Below are 16,366 nucleotides of genomic sequence, written 5' to 3'. Positions count from 1 at the left end.
ATTACTCAATATTAAAAGTTGAGTTTAATAACAAATTCTCCGATTATCGAAATTAATGCATTATATGTGCTATTCCATTAAAAAATAGAACTGATACTACTGCAATAACCAATAGTCCAACTGCACTCATAATGAAAAGTTGAACAAACACCTTATTTTGTTCTTCTTTATTGAAGTCTTTTTTACTTGACCCCATAGCTGCCAAAATCAATGCACCACCAGTAGAAAGTGGACTTACACCAGCAAGAGAACCTCCCACACCAACTGCTGCAATAAGTGCTAGTGGGTCTACTCCTCCAACTGACTTAGCTATATCAACACACATAGGCATCATGGTTGGATACACTACTGCTAATGCTGAACTAACCATAGACATAAGCCCTGCTGAAATACTCATAATTGGGGTAGCTGTTTTACTATTCATCAATGATGACAATGCATTACTCATTAAATCAATTCCTCCTGCTGCGTCTACGATTGTCATCATTGCACCTACTCCAAGTACCATTACTATCGTGCTCCATGGAATTGCTTTGATACATTCTCCATCTTCAGCAATATTGAAAAGAAGAAGTACAGCTGAAACTGAAAAAGCTGCAAGTCCAACATTCATATCAAAGATTATGATAAAAGCAATCATAACCACTATACTTGTCAGAGAAATTATCTGCTTTACATTAAATTTTTCTATTTCCTTACTATTTATAACATTTATAGGCTTTTTAAGTTTATATCCTTTAAAAATTATAAACAATACTATTGAAAATACGATTGTTGAAAGAGTCTGACAAGCTAAAACAGCAGGCATAACATTTTCAATTCCAACTCCCTCTGCAACAGTTGTTATGATTTGACCTTCTGGAGTAATAGGAGTCATACGTCCTGCCATTAATCCACATTCACCTATAAGTGCAAGCATCACAGGATTATAACCAACAGTTATTGCTACAGGAACAGCCATTGCAGGAATAATTGCAAGTGCTGGGATTGCTCCAGGCCCAACACCAGCAACAACAAACCCTGCTATAAAAACTGCTATAGGTATAAGCCAAACACGTTTACCTGAAGCAGCTACAATTTTTTCTGCAACAAGCTTCAATGCTCCTGTTGAATTCACTATTGCAAAAAGTAATGTTATACCAACAAGCGTAGTAAACATTGAGTTACTTATAGCTCCATAAAGATCTTTATCATCCATACCAAAAATTCTAACAGCTATAACACCAATAGCTAAAGCTAAAATACCTGCATTATTCTTACGTACAAATGCAAGAATAATAACTCCTAAGAATAAAAGTAAAGCTATAACATCCATACTAATCCCCTCAATTCTTTTATTTATTTTATTAACTAATATACTTTATTAATAGATATGTTTCGTTAATCAATAGGACTGACAATTAGAACTCTCAGACTTTATATTTACATGATGACCACTATATACACCATTTACAGAACTCATCTGATACTTTGATAATTCAAGAAGTTTAACAAAATCAACGCCTGTATCATACCCCATGCGTTCGAGCATGTATACTAAATCTTCAGTTGCAGTATTTCCAGATGCTCCAGGAGCAAAAGGACACCCTCCTAATCCCCCAAGTGTAGACTGCACAGTGGTAATTCCGCATTCAATAGCAGCAAGAGTATTAACCATCCCCATATTTCTAGTGTCATGAATATGTACCTGCCATCTGCACTCTGGCAAAGCTTCAACTAGTGCACTAATAGTATCTCTTACTTGTTTAGGGTCGGCAATGCCTATTGTATCTGCTAGGTTTATCTCTCTGATACCGTTTTCCCAAAGACGTTTGGCAAATGCTATGGCATCTTCAATTTTTGGCAAACCTTCAAAGGGACATCCAAATACAGTAGCCATTCCAATACATATATTCATATCTGGATAAGTACTCATTATTTTTTTAAGCTCATCAATAGACTCTTCATGAGTACGATTTATATTTTTCTTGTTATGAGTTTCACTCAAAGAAATAACATAAGATATATCTCTTATACCACACTCCCATGCAACTTTAGCACCATATAAATTTGGAACTAATGCATAAAGTTTCACATCAGGATAATTTTTTACACAGTAAGTTGCTACTTCCTTTGCATCTTTCATCTGAGGTATTGCTTTTGGGCTTACAAATGAACTAATTTCAAGTTGTCTAATCCCAGATGCAATAAGACCATCAATAATCTTAAGTTTTTTATCAGTATCTAAAAATTCCTTCAGATTTTGAAATCCATCTCTAGGACCAACTTCAAATATATTTACCTTACTCATTTCTTTTCCCCCTTTTTACAGTCACATAACAAGCTAGCATTGTATGTTCCTGCTTAACTTCGCTTAATTTAACTTAATTAATAAGCTTATTTAAGCATATTATAATCCTATAAACTAAATTCTGTCAACATAATCTGTCAACATAATAATAAATTTTTTAAAATTTATTTATTCTAGACATGTAAAATATACGCGTTGTAGAATATTGTTCTTTAGTTGAATATATGTTAAGATTATTGATATAAGCAAATTTAAGCAACTACTCAAGGAGGATTTTATCATGGCAACAATCAAAGATATTGCAAAGGACTGTGGCCTTTCTTCAGCAACTGTCTCGTATGTCTTAAGTGGTAAAGGAAATGAGCGTAGAATTCCACTACAGACACAAGAACTTGTATTAAATTCAGCAGATAGGCTTGGATATAAACGCTCTACTCCTATTAAACGCAACAATATACAAATAGCATTTTATTGGCAAGATGAAGGATTTGAGTTGGCATCAACTAATATATTTCAAGCAATAAACCACATAGTTTCTTTAGAACATTTAAATATAAATATCATAATACGCCCTTACAGTGTTGGCCATCTATGTGATGATGAATATCTTTTTTCAAATAATTATTATGATGGAGTTGTTTTAACAGGTATCAATGCTGATGACATAGAATATCTATTAAAAAATAAACCTAAAATTCCTGTAGTTGTTGTAAATCGTGAAATACCTGGTTTTTCAAGTGTCTCTATTGACAATGAAGAAACTGGTCGTATAGCAGCTTTACATGCTATCCAAAATGGTAAAAATGATATTGCAGCTGTATTCAATCCAACGTCTTTCACATGCATGACCTTGCGAGGTAAATCTTTTTTAAAAACATGTAAGGAACATGGAGTACAGTTATCAGACTCTATATATTATTGTTCTAATAAAATAGATAGTGGATACGATATTGCTCAAAAAATGCTTGCAAAAAATTCACTAAAAAAAGTAATTTTCTGTAATCATGACGTGGTAGCTCTTGGTATGATGAATGCATTTAATGAATCGGGAATTGTAATTGGAGAGGATGTTCAAATATTTGCAGCAAGCAATGGTCCTGCACGACTAATGGCAAGAAGTATTCCTCCTTTGACAGTTATAGATTTGAAGATGGAAGAGACAGCAGAACGTAGTCTTAGGATGATTATTGATATAGTAACTGGTCGTATAAGCGGTATTCAGCAACAAGTGATATACCCATCAATTATTTATAGGCAATCAAGTCCTGCTCAGAACTTACTTTAAAATTCTTAACTTATAAATACATTTTTTACAGCTATCTTCCATACACAAAAAAACACCTCTAACCCATGTTCACATATTATTTATGCAGACATAGTTTAGAGGTGTATATGTTCATTTTAATAATTACTTATTTTATAAAATTTATCACATAGTAAAATTAATGTAATAATTACAAATCTCAATGTGATATAATATTTATTCTACTTCCCAGTTATGGTAGATATCTTGAACATCATCATCTTCTTCAAGCATATCAACTAATTTATTCATCATTTTTAGATGAGATTCTTCTGTTAAAACAGTTGTAGTTTGAGGTATCATCTTTACATCAGCAGATATAAATTCATACCCTTTTGCTTTTAATTCATCACGAACACTAGAAAAATCTTCTGGTGTAGTTATTATTTCATAACCATCTTCTTCTGTTATAAAGTCTTCAGCACCTGCTTCTAATGCAACATCCATTAATTCTTCCTCTGAAACGCCATCTCCTGCACCAACTAATATTTGTCCTTTGTTATCAAACATAAAAGACACACATCCAGTAGTTCCTAGGTTTCCTCCGTTTTTATCAAAGTAGTATCTTACATTACCAGCAGTTCTATTTTTATTGTCAGTTAAAGTCTCTACTATAACAGCAACCCCACCAGGTCCATATCCTTCATAAACTATAGTTTCATAGTCTTCTCCAGCACCTGCCCCTGCACCTTTAGCAACAGCTCTATCTATATTATCATTTGGCATATTATCTGCCTTAGCTTTTTCTATAGCTGTTTTTAATGCTGCATTATATTCTGGGTCTGCGCCACCTTCTTTAGCTGCAACGGCTATTGCTCTAGCATGTTTAGTAAATATTTTTGCTCTTTGAGCATCTTGTTTACCTTTTCTATTAATTATATTTCCTATACGTCCCATATTTCCACTCCTTAATACGTACAATTAATTATTCTAATTTTTATCACTTGTAAATTTTATCACAAATCCTGAAAATAGTAAATTAGAACTTAGGAGGTTGTGCAGGCGTTTTTCTCTTGTGTTCACTTATTCTATGAAGTCTTTCTATTATCTCTTGGTCTCTTTGAGGAACTTCATCTAATCTACCTTCTAATACAGCATCTATCATATTGTAAGTAGTTCCCATTTCATTTTCATCTGTTTGTCCTTCCCAAAGACCTGCTGAAGGAGCTTTATTTATTAAATCTTCATGAACACCAAGTTCTTTTGCCCATTCATATACTTCAGCTTTAGTTAAATTTGCAATTGGTAAAATATCAACTCCACCATCACCAAACTTAGTAAAGTATCCAGTGTGTATTTCTGCAGCATTATCTGTACCAACAACTAAGTATCCTAGATTGTTAGCAATTGTGTAAATAGTACTCATTCTTACTCTTGCTCTTAAGTTTGCATCTGTCATTTTTAAATATTCTTCTCTATATAAATGTTTCTCTTTTAAATTTCCTACTACCATGTCTAATATAGCACTTTGTGGTTCTATAAGGTCTAAATCAAGATATTCTATATCACATCCTTCTATAACCTTAAGTGCATCTTCTCTATCTTGAGGATTACTTTTTATGCTCATTATAACTCCCATAGAGTTTTCTGGAAAAGCTTTTTTAATTAAATTAGCAACTACTGCTGAATCAATTCCTCCAGATACACCAACAATTAATCCTTTTGCATTTGCCTCATTAACTTTATTTTTAAGCCATTCTACAGTTTTGTCTATTTGTATTTTTATATTTGACATCATTATCTCCTCTCAATTTACTACTTTGTTTTAATATATTATACCATATATTAATATGTTGTTTTAACATGTTTTTTTTTATGCAAATTTAAGCAAAAATGAAGGATTATATTTAATATTATTTTATATAAATATAATTTGCCTATTTTGGTAAAACTATTTCAGAAGGTGGTTTTTATGAAAAATACTAATAACTTAAAGAAAAAATATTTTGATTTCAATATAAAAAATATGATAATTGGAGTATTTACAGGATTTATAAATGGGGTATTTGGCTCTGGAGGTGGTACTCTTTTAGTACCAATACTAAATGATATTGTGAAGGTAGAAGAACATAAATCTCATGCAACAGCTCTTTCTATAATAATTTTCTTGACAACAGCAAGTTCTGTTTTATATGTTTCTAAAGGAACTTACGATATTAACTTAACAATAAAAGTTGCAGCAGGAAGTATTGTTGGCGGCATTATAGGGGCTAAATTACTAAATAAAGTTACTGGAAAGTTTCTTAGAATTTCTTTTGGATTAATTATGATAATTGCAGCATTAAGGATGGTGTTTTAATGTTATTTGCTTTAATTGGATTTTTTGCAGGAATTATTGGAGGAATGGGAATGGGTGGTGGAACTATTCTTATTCCTGCTCTCGTTTTACTTGCTGGTATAGATACTAAAATAGCACAGAGTGTCAACTTACTTTCATCCATACCTATGACACTTATAGCACTGGCTATACATATAAAAAATAAAAATGTAGTTTTCAAATTAGTTATCCCAATAGCTGTATTTGGAGTGTTAGGAGCTATATTTGGTTCACTATTAGCTAATTATTTATCTTCTGATATATTGAAGAAAATATTTGGAGTGTTTTTACTTTTAGTTGGTTTATTTGAAGTTAAAAAAGGATTCTGTGCAAAGTCTGATAAAAGCCATTAAATTATTTTAATGTAAATTAATGGCTTTTATTTTCTATATAACTATTCTATTTTTATGTTTTTATTTTCTATATTGCTATTCTACTTTTTTACTTTTAGGTTAAATTACAGTAAGATTTTTATATTAAAATTTCTCCATCCTGTTCAGATAAATAAAATTCTTCTCCTAAAACTATCTTCCCTGTTCCACTTGTTATATCAATCATTTTCTCTGATAGTTTTTCCACATCTTCTAACTTTGAATATACTATTATCTCAACATTATCCTCATATATGGTATCTTTTATAAAGTACCCTAAATTCATCAGTTCATTTTGTACCTTTCCAAGTTGAGTATAATCTATCTTAACTTTAACTTCTTGGTACATTACCTTACTAATTATTTTTCCAGACTCTAAGCCTAACTTAGCACCTTTTGTATAAGCTCTAACCAGACCACCTGCACCTAATTTTATACCACCAAAATACCTAGTAACAACTACTACTACGTCTCTCAAGTCCTCTTTTTTTATGACTTCTAATGTTGGTATCCCTGCTGTTCCCTGTGGCTCTCCATCATCACTATACCTTTGTATATTCATATTTTGTCCAACTGTATAAGCCCACACATTATGATTTGCATCTTTGTGTTTTTTCTTTATTTCATTTATAAATTCTACTGCTTCTTCTTCACTTTGTATAGGCTTAGCATATCCAATAAAAACAGATTTTTCAATTGTTATCTCATCTGTTCCAAATTCGTGTAATGTCCTATAATTACTCATTATAACTCCTCCTATTTTTGTCATTTGCTAAAATATATCTTTATTTATAAAAATTACTCCACTTAAAATGTAAATAGAATTTTTAGTATTCATTTTGTTAGCATTATAAGTCAATTATATAATAAAATCACAAGATTTTTAATTTTTATTTTTAATATAATTTATTGAGACATAAATCAATATAATTTATTAATATACAAATCAGATAAACTATAAAGTATACACTTCTAAAACTTGGAATTAAAAAAGGAAGGGTCTAACCCTTCCTCAAAACTCTATAAATTCACTACTAGTTTGCTGGAACATCGTCGCCCTCTGAAACTAATTTCTTTAATTCTTTAAACTTTTTATAAGATACTTCAACTAAAGCTTGCTCTTTATGATGTGACAACATTTCTAAAGCATCTTTTATCTTGTAAAATCCACCTTCTTGAAATTCAGGAGCAAGTACACATTCAGTATTACAAGCTTCCATAACATACCACATTATCGCATTACAAACTTCTTGTTGTCTACTTCTTGAGAAAAATTCATACATAGTATCGCCAGCTACATCTATCATTTTAGCATCTATGCCAGTTTCTACTTTAACTCTTTCAACAGCACTTTCATATGGAAGTCCTCCTCCAAGTATCTTTCCTTTTGGAAGTGTCCATTCACCTCTATCATTTTTTACAATAAGTACTTTATTAGCATAAAACACTACTCCACCTGCACAACGTCTTACTATCATTTGAAACCCCTCCCATTAATTTATTAATTACCTTGTTAAACTCCATAAATAAATCATTAAGTAAACAAATTACTTTAATAAAAAATCACTTTTTCAAATTTGATAATGCTTTAATGGCTTCATCATAAGCTCTAAGCACGTACTCTTTTTCAAAATTCTTATTCTTATCTTTTAACTGCTGTAAAATCTTTAAACTGTTTTCATCTCCTAATTTTGAAAGAGCTTTTGCACAATATTGTCTAGTTTGTGCATTTTTATCGTAGAGACCTTTTTGCAAAACTTCTCTACTACTTGGTGACTCAATCTTTCTTATTGCTGAATAAGTTATTCTTCTAATATCTGAGTGTCTGTGGTTTGTGAGCTGATGGAGTAACTTCAAAAACCTATCATCTCTTAGCTCACCTGTTGCCCAAATTAAAACAATCAAATCTTCAGCATTTTTTTCTACAAGGATTCTTTTGAAAACCTTTCTCTTAAAGTATACCATTTTTTCGTCATCTAAGCTATCCATAAAATCAAGTCTCTTAATTTTATCTAATTCTAAAAATTTATCTAAAATATCCTTAGATGCCTCAAAATCATCTTTTTGCATTTCTTTTATCTTCAACTTTGCCTGTATAAGTTGCTCACTTGCTTCAACATTTGAAATATTTCTAATTTTACTAATTTGAGATACTGTTTTGGATTCTTTGTAAAGAAGATAGGTTATAAAATAATCTTCAAGATTATCTATATTTTCCCAATTTATATCCATATCAAACCTATTTTTCTAATATGTACTCTCTATAGATATTAAAATCTTCTTCATCTAAATTTACATCTAATGTTATACCATTTTCCCCATACTCAAAATTCTCCACATTGTATTTATCTTTTATTCTACTAAATATATCACCTCTTTCATAAGGTAACATCAAACTTACTGAATAAGTATTTTCCATTAAAGCAATTTCTATCATATTTAATAGCTTATCCATATTTATGCCTTGTTTTGCAGATATATACACAATATCTTCTTGACTCTTAGGATATATATCTAACTCTAACTTATCTACTTTATTATATACAAGTATATGTTTTTTATCATTTGCACCAAGTTCTTTTAATACACCCTCAGTTGTACTTTTTTGCAATTCATAACTAGTATTAGTTGTGTCAATTACATGTAAAATTAAATCTGCATACTGTACTTCTTCTAGTGTAGCCTTAAATGCCTCTACTAAATCATGGGGAAGTTTACTGACAAATCCAACAGTATCTACTACTAAAAATTCTTTTTTATTTGGCAAAAGAGCTTTTCTTAAAGTTACATCTAAAGTTGCAAAAAGCATATCTTTTACAAAAACTTCTTTTTCTTGTTCATAATCCTTGTGTGTCTTTATTAATTCGTTTAGTAAGGTCGATTTTCCTGCATTTGTATACCCAACAAGTGCGACAATTGGTATATTTGATTTTAAACGCTTAACTCTTTGTGTCTCTCTATTCTTTTTTACCTCTTTAAGTTCACGTCTTATATCTGCTGCTTTATTAAGTATATGTCTTTTATCTACTTCTAACTTTTGTTCTCCAGGCCCTCTAGTTCCAATTCCTGCACCTGTTCTACTCATCTCACCACCCATTCCATAAAGTCGTGGTAATCTGTATTTTAATTGTGCTAATTCAACCTGTAATTTACCTTCTTTACTAAGTGCTCTTTGAGCAAATATATCTAAAATTAAGGTAGTTCTATCTATTACTTTTTTTCCAACAACATTTTCAATATTCCTAATTTGAGCGCCAGATAATTCGTCATTAAAAATTACTAAAGTAGCATCTAATGATTCACTATATGCTCTTATTTCCTCTACCTTACCTTTTCCTATATAATAAGCTGCATCAACAGCTTGCTTATTTTGAATTAAGCTACCTACAACCTCTGCACCAGCAGCTTTAGCTAATTCTTTTAGCTCTTCCATGGATTCATTAATGTCTATATCATCACTTTTTTTAATTATTGTTGTCAAATTTAGACCTACAAGAAGTGCTCTTTCTTGAATTTCTTTCACTTAATCACCTCATTTTTTGTTATAAAGCATAATATAATTGTATTAAACACTTACATTATTTATCTGTTTACTAATTATACCATTAATAATATGATTAATAATACTATATTATCAACTATTAATAAGAATATTTAGTATAATTATATTATCACCAAAATCTTATATACTTATAAAAGATTTGATATTTTATTTAAATTAGGAGGAAAATATGGGCGAAAATTATAAATTTTTTAATCACAAAGATTGTGAGTTTTTCCCTTGTCATAAAACGAATAAACCAGAAGAATTTAACTGTTTATTTTGCTATTGTCCTTTATATGCTTTAGGAGAAAATTGTGGAGGAAACTTTAAGTACACAGAGAAAGGAATTAAAGATTGCAGTAGCTGTATGCTACCTCATAAAAAAGATAATTATAATTATATTATGGGAAAATTTCAAGACTTAGTTAAAATTACTTGCAAAAAATAATTTTTTATTAAAAATAGCTATGTATAAATATTTATTGACTACTTTTAGTCTAAATAGTATTACATAGCTATTTTTATTGTATAAGTTTTAATTTATATCTTTCTACTTTTAAATAATTTACATAATTTATACATTGCAAAAAGCAACATACTTACTGCAAAAATCAATATCAAAATCATCAGTCCAGCATGAAAGAAAAATTCTTCTGGAAGCATATTTATAACTGGGTCTAAATCAGGATTAAATATCCAATAATCATTTCTAAATAATAATTTATGAAAAATAATAAATGATTTTTCAAAATTCAACAAAATAGGAAATGCCAACACTACTGGCATGATTATCAATGTCATTGATGTAGTTTTTAGTAGTTTTATATTTTTATTTTTTACACTTAATATAATTCCTACCAAAGAAATTATCATTAATAACTTAGATAATTTATTGATATTTTGAAATATATTTCTCACTTCTTCAAAATGTATTTTCCCTTCTGGAGAAGATTCTAATGTTGGTAACTTAAACTCAGATACATCCTTACTTAGGTTGTAATCTATTAAGTAATCATAATTTAATTTTATATTATCTTTAGATAAACCAGATAACTCTGATATGTTTAAATAATCAATATCAAAATAATAAAGTTGTTTAAATCCAACAGTAAAATTAATAGCACTTACTATTATAACTATACTGATACACACTGAAAAAATTATATTTAGAAACTTTTTCATGAAATCCCCCCAGTAATAAATTAAATCACTACACGATTTTAGTTGTAAAATCTTCTATATTCCATACATCATCGACAATATCTGAATAGAATTCTGGTTCATGACATACCAAAAGAACTGTTCCCTTAAATTCTCTGATAGCTTTCTTCAATTCATCTTTTGCCTCAACATCTAAGTGATTTGTAGGCTCGTCTAGTACTAAGAAGTTTATATTTTTTAGCATTACTTTACAAAGTCTAACCTTTGCAGCTTCTCCACCACTTAGTACTCTCATTTGACTAGTTATATGCTCATTTGTAAGTCCACATTTTGCAAGAGACTGTCTAACCTCAAAGTTTGTAAGCCCTGGGAATTCACTCCAAATTTCATCCATAGGTGTATTACTATTTTCTCTTGAACTCTCTTGTTCAAAATATCCAAGCTCCAAATAATCACCTAGCTTAACACTTCCTTCAAATGGTTTTATTATTCCAAGTAAAGTCTTTAATAAAGTAGATTTTCCAATACCATTCATCCCTTTTAAAGCAATCTTCTTTCCTCTTTCTAAATGGAAGTTAAGTGGCTTTGTTAATGCTTCATCATAACCTAAAACTAAGTCTTCCGTTTCAAAAATTATTTTACTTGCTGCTCTGGCATCTTTAAAAGAGAAAGTAGGTTTTATCTTTTCCTTTGGTCTTTCCAGTATTTCCATCTTATCTAGTTGTTTTTGTCTACTATTAGCCATTCCTCTTGTTGCAACTCTAGCTTTATTTCTGGCTACAAAATCTTCTAATCTCTTTCTTTCTTCAACTTGTTTATCATAAGCTTGCTCTTCTTGACGTTTCTTTATATCATTCAGTCTTACAAATTCATCGTAATTACCTTTATATCTATTTAACTCACCATTTTCCATATGATATATTACATTACAAGTATTATTTATAAAGTCAATATCATGTGATACTAGAACAAAACTGTTTTCATATTCCTGAAGATACCTAGTAAGCCATGTTATATGTTCCTCATCTAAATAGTTTGTAGGCTCGTCCAGTATAAGAATAGTTGGATTTTCAAGTAAAAGTTTAGTCAGAAGTACTTTTGTTCTTTGACCTCCACTTAAATCAGTTACATCCTTATCAAGACCAATTTCTCCAAGACCAAGACCATTTGCAACTTCTTGTATCTTTGCATCTATCATATAAAAACCACTATTTTCAAGTATAGTTTGTATCTCTGCTGTTTCTTCAAGAAGCTTACTCATCTCATCATCACTAGCTTCTCCCATTTTGTCATACATAGCAATCATTTCTTGCTCTAAATCAAACATATGCTTAAAAGCTTCTCTAAGCACTTCTCTTATACTTTTACCTTTACTTAATACTGTATGTTGGTCTAAGTAACCTACTGTAGCTCTTGAAGACCATTTTATATTTCCAGCATCAGGCATAAGCTTTTTCGTTATTATATTTAAAAAACTCGATTTTCCTTCTCCATTAGCGCCAACTAGTGCAATATGTTCACCTTTTCTAAGTCTAAAGGATACATTTTCTAATATTGTTCTTGCTCCAAATCCGTGGCTTACGTTTTCTACTACTAGCATTTTAACACCTCTCAAAAAAATTTTACACATTCTATACTATAATATATTCTTTTGAAAGTTAAATCAAGTATTACCAATATTTTTAGTTATATTTACAACAATTTAACCAAAAATAAACTTCATCATTATATTATGTAAAATAAAAAATAGATACTTTCATCAATAATAGAACTTCTTTATCGACTAAAAAAGCACATGCATGCTATAATTTCTTTGTAGACTGTTTAATCTTGAAATTATAAAATGGTTTCTGATATTATTTCATTAATCAAAACTCGTAATAGTAAAAAGTTTTCTTTATTTAGTTTTCTTCCTATAATACACATAATTTTTTTGTTGTTTTCTTCTTTTTTTGGTCTTTTCTTAATAAAGTATATCAACTTTAAATTCTTCCTAAATCTTATCTAACTTTACAAAACCATATAGTTGGGATTTATTGTGAAAATATAGGTCATATGTGTAAATGTCTATCTGTCCATTTAATGTAGATTTGTAGGTTCTTATACAAACAGTTATGTAGCCTTGCAATTTGCTTTTTCACTATTTTTTGAATAAAAAATAGAGATAAAAATCAGGAAAATAATACCAACCTAATTTTTTCTCTATTTACGTTTTATTTAAAATACTCATCTAATCCATCTGCCACACATTGCATCATTTTTCTTTGATATTCTGGATTTGACATCATTTGGTCCTCATTGTAATTGCTCATAAATCCCATCTCTACTAATACAGCTGGCACTTTTGACCAGTTAAATCCAGTCAAATCTCCTCTTTGAACAATTCCATTTATTTGTATTCCAGCTTGTTCCATGTTTGTTTTGATAAATTCTGCACATCTATTACTATCTTCATATATAGGCGCTGTATATTTTCCATCCTTCTCAGGAACTAATATAGATGCACCAGTCTTTGAAGAATTATTTAAACTATCTGCATGTATTCTTACAACCATATCTGCTTTTTTCTCATTAGCAAGTATCGCTCTTTCTGAGTTACTTATATTTACATCATGTGTTTCTCTAGTCATTATTACATTGTAACCTTTAGATTCTAATATATTTTTTAAAACTACAGATGCTTCAAGATTTAAAACATACTCTGCTTTCTTTGTGGCTATACCTTCTGTTCCTGAAGATACTCTTGCTTTTTGAGATGAAGAACCTGGAGCTACTGGCTCTAAATTACTATCTCCTTTTCCTTGATGCCCTGGGTCTATACAAATTAAAAACTTTTTATTTTTTTGAGTTTCTGTTTTACTATCTGATTTATTATCCTCTGACTTATTATCATTTTTGCTTTTTGAATTTGATTTATTTTCATCTTTATCTTTTATATTTTTATTTTCATCTTTATCTTTATCTGTTTTTTCATTTTTAGTAGTACCTGAATTAATTAAATTTGTTGTCTTGTAAAAATTGGTAACTGGATTTGATGTTCCTATAATTATAATTCCCATGGCAATTATACAAGTAACTAACAATCTATATTTTTTCATCTTTTGCTCCTTTCAATGATAGACAGCTATTATCTATTTTAAATTTATATGAATATGTATCTATTTTATCATATACCTTGTTTAATTTATTTATTTTTATGAAAACTAAGGTGTTATTGAGTCAGTTTTCCAAGCATCAAAAACTGATTCTTGAGCAACATAATATTGAGGCAGCAAGAAAATTTCAATTTTATTATTAAAATATTTTAATAAGAAAGAGGTATTCTATGCAATTTAAAAATTTTTATTTTAAAGATAAAGCTTTAAGTAAAAGAAATAACTTAGCTAAGTCTAAATTTACAATTGTTTTAACATTTTTATTTTTATTATATTTTTTCTCAAATAATTTAATTTATGCACAAAATTTACAAAAAAGTGAACCTCAATATTTAATACCTATAGGAAATGTTCTTCAAATTGATGCAGAACTAAAAAATATCATTGTTAGAAGTCCTGGTGAAGCATCTCCATTTAGATTAGGTGATGCTATAATCAAAGTAAACAATATAGAAGTTGATGGATATAGTGATTTTGCTAATACACTAAATGCTTTACCAGAAGAAAAACCAGTTTCTATTTTATTAAATAGAGGTGGTCAACTTCTAACAATGAAAACAACTAAACACATATTAGAAAAAATTAGTTTTAATAACTTACTTTCTGGATTTGCTACTTTGACTTATATCAATCCAGAAACCTCAGAATTCGGTGCTGTAGGTCACCCAATAAGTGTTGGTAATTCAAGAAAAATACCTATAAAATCAGGTTCAATTTCTACAACTAAACATCTTGATATAGAAAAATCTTATCGAGGTAGTGTTGGATGTATAAATGCAAAAAGAGAAAATATTATTGGTAGTTTTACAGAAAACACTGATTTTGGAATAAGAGGTCAAATTAATAATTTTGATATTTCTAGCTTAAAAAAATATAAAGTAGCTTCATTAAATGAAGTTAAACTAGGAAAAGCTCAAATAATTTTACAAAACAACTCTAATGAATGTAAAAAATATAATATTGAAATTGTAGATATAGAAAACCAAAATCATCCTGAGAGTAAAAGTTTTAAAATTAAAATCACTGACAAAAACCTTTTAGCTCAAACTGGTGGTATTGTACAAGGTATGAGTGGTACTCCAATAGTACAAGATGATAAAATAATAGGAGCAGTTTCTCATGCCATTGAAAATGACCCAGCTGTCGGTTATGCTGTATTTATTAAATGGATGTTATAGATAATAAATATTATAAGTAATTTGTAAACTTTAAATCATCATTCAATAAATGTTACTAATATATTTGGTCTGAAGATATATTTCTTCACTCTACAGACCAAATATATTAAATATTTTACATATTTAAAAACATAAATTTTTATTACAATTATACTAATTTTTATTACAACTATTATATTAATTTTTATTACAACCATTTTAATTATTATTTATTACTTATTATTTACAAAATTTTTATTTATAAACTATTATTTCAAATTTATCAAAAAATAAACATCACTATATTACTTGTTAGCATTTTTTCCAGTGTTAGGTAAAACATTCCCAAGGTTCTTTTCAGGTATATTTACATAACTTTCTGGAACATCACCTACTATTATAGTCTCACAAATAGGTATCTGAGCTTTAATTTGTTTTGTTGAAGTTATAAGTGGGATTACAACTTTTACTTGGGTTTGAGCTTCTAAATATATCCTATGTCTTGTTTGATTTATGCCTGAAGACTCAAATTCCGTTTTAAAGTTTACTGATACTGTTCCTATAGGTTCAATAGATACTTCAAGTTTAGGACCGTATTTAGCTAATATAGGACTTCCTAATGCTGTTCCTATAGGTATGTAAGAGTCTGCTGTTTTACCTTTTTTTAATTCATCTTGTATTTCTAAAGCTATTGCAGATGCAATTTCATTCATCATAATAGTATTTGCTTGTATCATAGTTATTTTTCCATTATTATCAAGCTGTATATCCATTAAATCTTCATAATTTATTTTTCCTTCTACCATTTCAGCAACAGCTTTATTTATAGACCTGTTTGCTAATTCAAGAGCTTTTGTTTCTGCTAGAACTGTAATTGTTGGTCTTAAACTTTTATCTATATATATAAAACTGCCTATAAATACAGACAAGAAAAGAATTAACAAGAAAATAGCTACAATTTTTCTAAATTCATTTTTCTTTTTTCTATCTACTATTCTATTCAAATTTATCCCCTCCTATTTATTTATATGTAACTTTGGCATAATTTTTATAATATTTGTCAAAAAT

17 protein-coding genes are annotated in these 16,366 nt (G+C 29.2%); 5 read left to right on the top strand and 12 right to left on the bottom strand.

Annotated features, from left to right (window positions below; genetic code table 11):
• Window positions 1–52 precede the first annotated feature (52 nt).
• Both KGF45_RS14590 and KGF45_RS14585 read right to left on the bottom strand, forming a co-directional pair.
• On the bottom strand, window positions 53–1,315 hold the full coding sequence (locus KGF45_RS14590; RefSeq protein ID WP_227842796.1) for an SLC13 family permease: 1,263 nt from the start codon (window positions 1,313–1,315) through the stop codon (window positions 53–55).
• Between the two features lie 69 nt (window positions 1,316–1,384).
• On the bottom strand, window positions 1,385–2,290 hold the full coding sequence (locus tag KGF45_RS14585; protein ID WP_227829659.1) for a hydroxymethylglutaryl-CoA lyase: 906 nt from the start codon (window positions 2,288–2,290) through the stop codon (window positions 1,385–1,387).
• Window positions 2,291–2,570: 280 nt separating this feature from the next.
• Here KGF45_RS14585 and KGF45_RS14580 point away from each other — a divergent pair, with 280 nt between their 5' ends.
• Window positions 2,571–3,575: a substrate-binding domain-containing protein gene (locus KGF45_RS14580; protein ID WP_227829660.1), complete on the top strand. Its 1,005-nt coding sequence runs from the start codon at window positions 2,571–2,573 to the stop codon at window positions 3,573–3,575.
• A 195-nt stretch (window positions 3,576–3,770) separates the two neighbouring features.
• Here KGF45_RS14580 and KGF45_RS14575 read toward each other — a convergent pair whose 3' ends face one another.
• Both KGF45_RS14575 and nadE read right to left on the bottom strand, forming a co-directional pair.
• Complete coding sequence (locus KGF45_RS14575; protein WP_227829661.1) at window positions 3,771–4,490, bottom strand: YebC/PmpR family DNA-binding transcriptional regulator; 720 nt, start codon at window positions 4,488–4,490, stop codon at window positions 3,771–3,773.
• A gap of 82 nt (window positions 4,491–4,572) precedes the next feature.
• Window positions 4,573–5,328, bottom strand: coding sequence for an NAD(+) synthase (gene nadE, locus KGF45_RS14570; RefSeq protein ID WP_227433380.1), 756 nt, complete (start codon window positions 5,326–5,328; stop codon window positions 4,573–4,575).
• 177 nt (window positions 5,329–5,505) lie between these two features.
• Here nadE and KGF45_RS14565 point away from each other — a divergent pair, with 177 nt between their 5' ends.
• Both KGF45_RS14565 and KGF45_RS14560 read left to right on the top strand, forming a co-directional pair.
• Complete coding sequence (locus KGF45_RS14565) at window positions 5,506–5,892, top strand: sulfite exporter TauE/SafE family protein (protein ID WP_227842795.1); 387 nt, start codon at window positions 5,506–5,508, stop codon at window positions 5,890–5,892.
• The gene (locus KGF45_RS14560) at window positions 5,892–6,263 is read left to right on the top strand and encodes a sulfite exporter TauE/SafE family protein (protein WP_227829663.1); all 372 of its coding nucleotides are present in this window, start codon (window positions 5,892–5,894) and stop codon (window positions 6,261–6,263) included. The genes KGF45_RS14565 and KGF45_RS14560 overlap by 1 nt, the downstream gene beginning before the upstream one ends.
• 118 nt (window positions 6,264–6,381) lie before the next feature.
• On the opposite strand, the gene KGF45_RS14555 is transcribed toward KGF45_RS14560, so the two are convergent.
• From KGF45_RS14555 to hflX, 4 genes are all read right to left on the bottom strand, one after another.
• Complete coding sequence (locus tag KGF45_RS14555) at window positions 6,382–7,026, bottom strand: YigZ family protein (protein ID WP_227839487.1); 645 nt, start codon at window positions 7,024–7,026, stop codon at window positions 6,382–6,384.
• A 289-nt stretch (window positions 7,027–7,315) separates the two neighbouring features.
• Window positions 7,316–7,759: an NUDIX domain-containing protein gene (locus tag KGF45_RS14550; protein WP_227433384.1), complete on the bottom strand. Its 444-nt coding sequence runs from the start codon at window positions 7,757–7,759 to the stop codon at window positions 7,316–7,318.
• 85 nt (window positions 7,760–7,844) lie between these two features.
• Window positions 7,845–8,513 (bottom strand): HEAT repeat domain-containing protein, encoded by a 669-nt coding sequence (locus tag KGF45_RS14545; protein ID WP_227829665.1) that lies wholly within the window; start codon window positions 8,511–8,513, stop codon window positions 7,845–7,847.
• Window positions 8,514–8,520: 7 nt separating this feature from the next.
• A complete protein-coding gene (gene hflX, locus KGF45_RS14540) occupies window positions 8,521–9,804 on the bottom strand; it encodes a GTPase HflX (RefSeq protein ID WP_227842794.1) in 1,284 nt (427 codons plus the stop codon).
• Between the two features lie 208 nt (window positions 9,805–10,012).
• Here hflX and KGF45_RS14535 point away from each other — a divergent pair, with 208 nt between their 5' ends.
• Entirely contained in the window at window positions 10,013–10,273 is a 261-nt protein-coding gene (locus tag KGF45_RS14535) for a cysteine-rich small domain-containing protein (RefSeq protein ID WP_227829667.1), read from the top strand.
• Window positions 10,274–10,365: 92 nt separating this feature from the next.
• On the opposite strand, the gene KGF45_RS14530 is transcribed toward KGF45_RS14535, so the two are convergent.
• The 3 genes from KGF45_RS14530 to KGF45_RS14520 all read right to left on the bottom strand — a co-directional run bounded on the left by KGF45_RS14530 (window position 10,366) and on the right by KGF45_RS14520 (window position 14,084).
• Window positions 10,366–11,007 (bottom strand): TIGR01906 family membrane protein, encoded by a 642-nt coding sequence (locus KGF45_RS14530; RefSeq protein WP_227842793.1) that lies wholly within the window; start codon window positions 11,005–11,007, stop codon window positions 10,366–10,368.
• Window positions 11,008–11,035: 28 nt separating this feature from the next.
• Window positions 11,036–12,586 carry an ABC-F family ATP-binding cassette domain-containing protein gene (locus tag KGF45_RS14525; RefSeq protein WP_227842792.1) on the bottom strand — a complete coding sequence of 517 codons (1,551 nt, stop codon included), beginning with the start codon at window positions 12,584–12,586 and terminating at the stop codon, window positions 11,036–11,038.
• A gap of 613 nt (window positions 12,587–13,199) precedes the next feature.
• Window positions 13,200–14,084, bottom strand: a complete 885-nt coding sequence (locus KGF45_RS14520; protein ID WP_227839493.1) for an N-acetylmuramoyl-L-alanine amidase family protein — start codon at window positions 14,082–14,084, stop codon at window positions 13,200–13,202.
• Window positions 14,085–14,311: 227 nt separating this feature from the next.
• On the opposite strand from KGF45_RS14520, the gene KGF45_RS14515 reads away from it, so the two are divergent.
• Window positions 14,312–15,319 carry a SpoIVB peptidase S55 domain-containing protein gene (locus KGF45_RS14515; protein WP_227842791.1) on the top strand — a complete coding sequence of 336 codons (1,008 nt, stop codon included), beginning with the start codon at window positions 14,312–14,314 and terminating at the stop codon, window positions 15,317–15,319.
• 284 nt (window positions 15,320–15,603) lie between these two features.
• On the opposite strand, the gene yunB is transcribed toward KGF45_RS14515, so the two are convergent.
• Window positions 15,604–16,302: a sporulation protein YunB gene (yunB, locus tag KGF45_RS14510; RefSeq protein ID WP_227433393.1), complete on the bottom strand. Its 699-nt coding sequence runs from the start codon at window positions 16,300–16,302 to the stop codon at window positions 15,604–15,606.
• Window positions 16,303–16,366: the final 64 nt, after the last annotated feature.

Origin of the sequence: Clostridioides sp. ZZV14-6154 (genome assembly GCF_020657785.1) — a bacterium.
In the GTDB taxonomy this organism is placed as follows: domain Bacteria; phylum Bacillota; class Clostridia; order Peptostreptococcales; family Peptostreptococcaceae; genus Clostridioides.
The sequence above is the reverse complement of the archived record's forward strand: the minus strand, read 5'-3'. Positions and strand labels throughout refer to the sequence as shown.

What these genes read in the sequence shown, in the direction of transcription:
- KGF45_RS14515 (WP_227842791.1), top strand. Translation starts at nt 14,312, where the DNA reads ATGCAATTTAAAAATTTTTATTTTAAAGATAAAGCTTTAAGTAAAAGA.
- KGF45_RS14565 (WP_227842795.1), top strand. Translation starts at nt 5,506, where the DNA reads ATGAAAAATACTAATAACTTAAAGAAAAAATATTTTGATTTCAATATA.
- KGF45_RS14580 (WP_227829660.1), top strand. Translation starts at nt 2,571, where the DNA reads ATGGCAACAATCAAAGATATTGCAAAGGACTGTGGCCTTTCTTCAGCA.
- KGF45_RS14575 (WP_227829661.1), bottom strand. Translation starts at nt 4,490, where the DNA reads ATGGGACGTATAGGAAATATAATTAATAGAAAAGGTAAACAAGATGCT.
- KGF45_RS14590 (WP_227842796.1), bottom strand. Translation starts at nt 1,315, where the DNA reads ATGGATGTTATAGCTTTACTTTTATTCTTAGGAGTTATTATTCTTGCA.
- KGF45_RS14585 (WP_227829659.1), bottom strand. Translation starts at nt 2,290, where the DNA reads ATGAGTAAGGTAAATATATTTGAAGTTGGTCCTAGAGATGGATTTCAA.
- KGF45_RS14555 (WP_227839487.1), bottom strand. Translation starts at nt 7,026, where the DNA reads ATGAGTAATTATAGGACATTACACGAATTTGGAACAGATGAGATAACA.
- nadE (WP_227433380.1), bottom strand. Translation starts at nt 5,328, where the DNA reads ATGTCAAATATAAAAATACAAATAGACAAAACTGTAGAATGGCTTAAA.
- KGF45_RS14520 (WP_227839493.1), bottom strand. Translation starts at nt 14,084, where the DNA reads ATGAAAAAATATAGATTGTTAGTTACTTGTATAATTGCCATGGGAATT.
- KGF45_RS14535 (WP_227829667.1), top strand. Translation starts at nt 10,013, where the DNA reads ATGGGCGAAAATTATAAATTTTTTAATCACAAAGATTGTGAGTTTTTC.
- KGF45_RS14545 (WP_227829665.1), bottom strand. Translation starts at nt 8,513, where the DNA reads ATGGATATAAATTGGGAAAATATAGATAATCTTGAAGATTATTTTATA.
- KGF45_RS14525 (WP_227842792.1), bottom strand. Translation starts at nt 12,586, where the DNA reads ATGCTAGTAGTAGAAAACGTAAGCCACGGATTTGGAGCAAGAACAATA.
- KGF45_RS14550 (WP_227433384.1), bottom strand. Translation starts at nt 7,759, where the DNA reads ATGATAGTAAGACGTTGTGCAGGTGGAGTAGTGTTTTATGCTAATAAA.
- KGF45_RS14560 (WP_227829663.1), top strand. Translation starts at nt 5,892, where the DNA reads ATGTTATTTGCTTTAATTGGATTTTTTGCAGGAATTATTGGAGGAATG.
- KGF45_RS14530 (WP_227842793.1), bottom strand. Translation starts at nt 11,007, where the DNA reads ATGAAAAAGTTTCTAAATATAATTTTTTCAGTGTGTATCAGTATAGTT.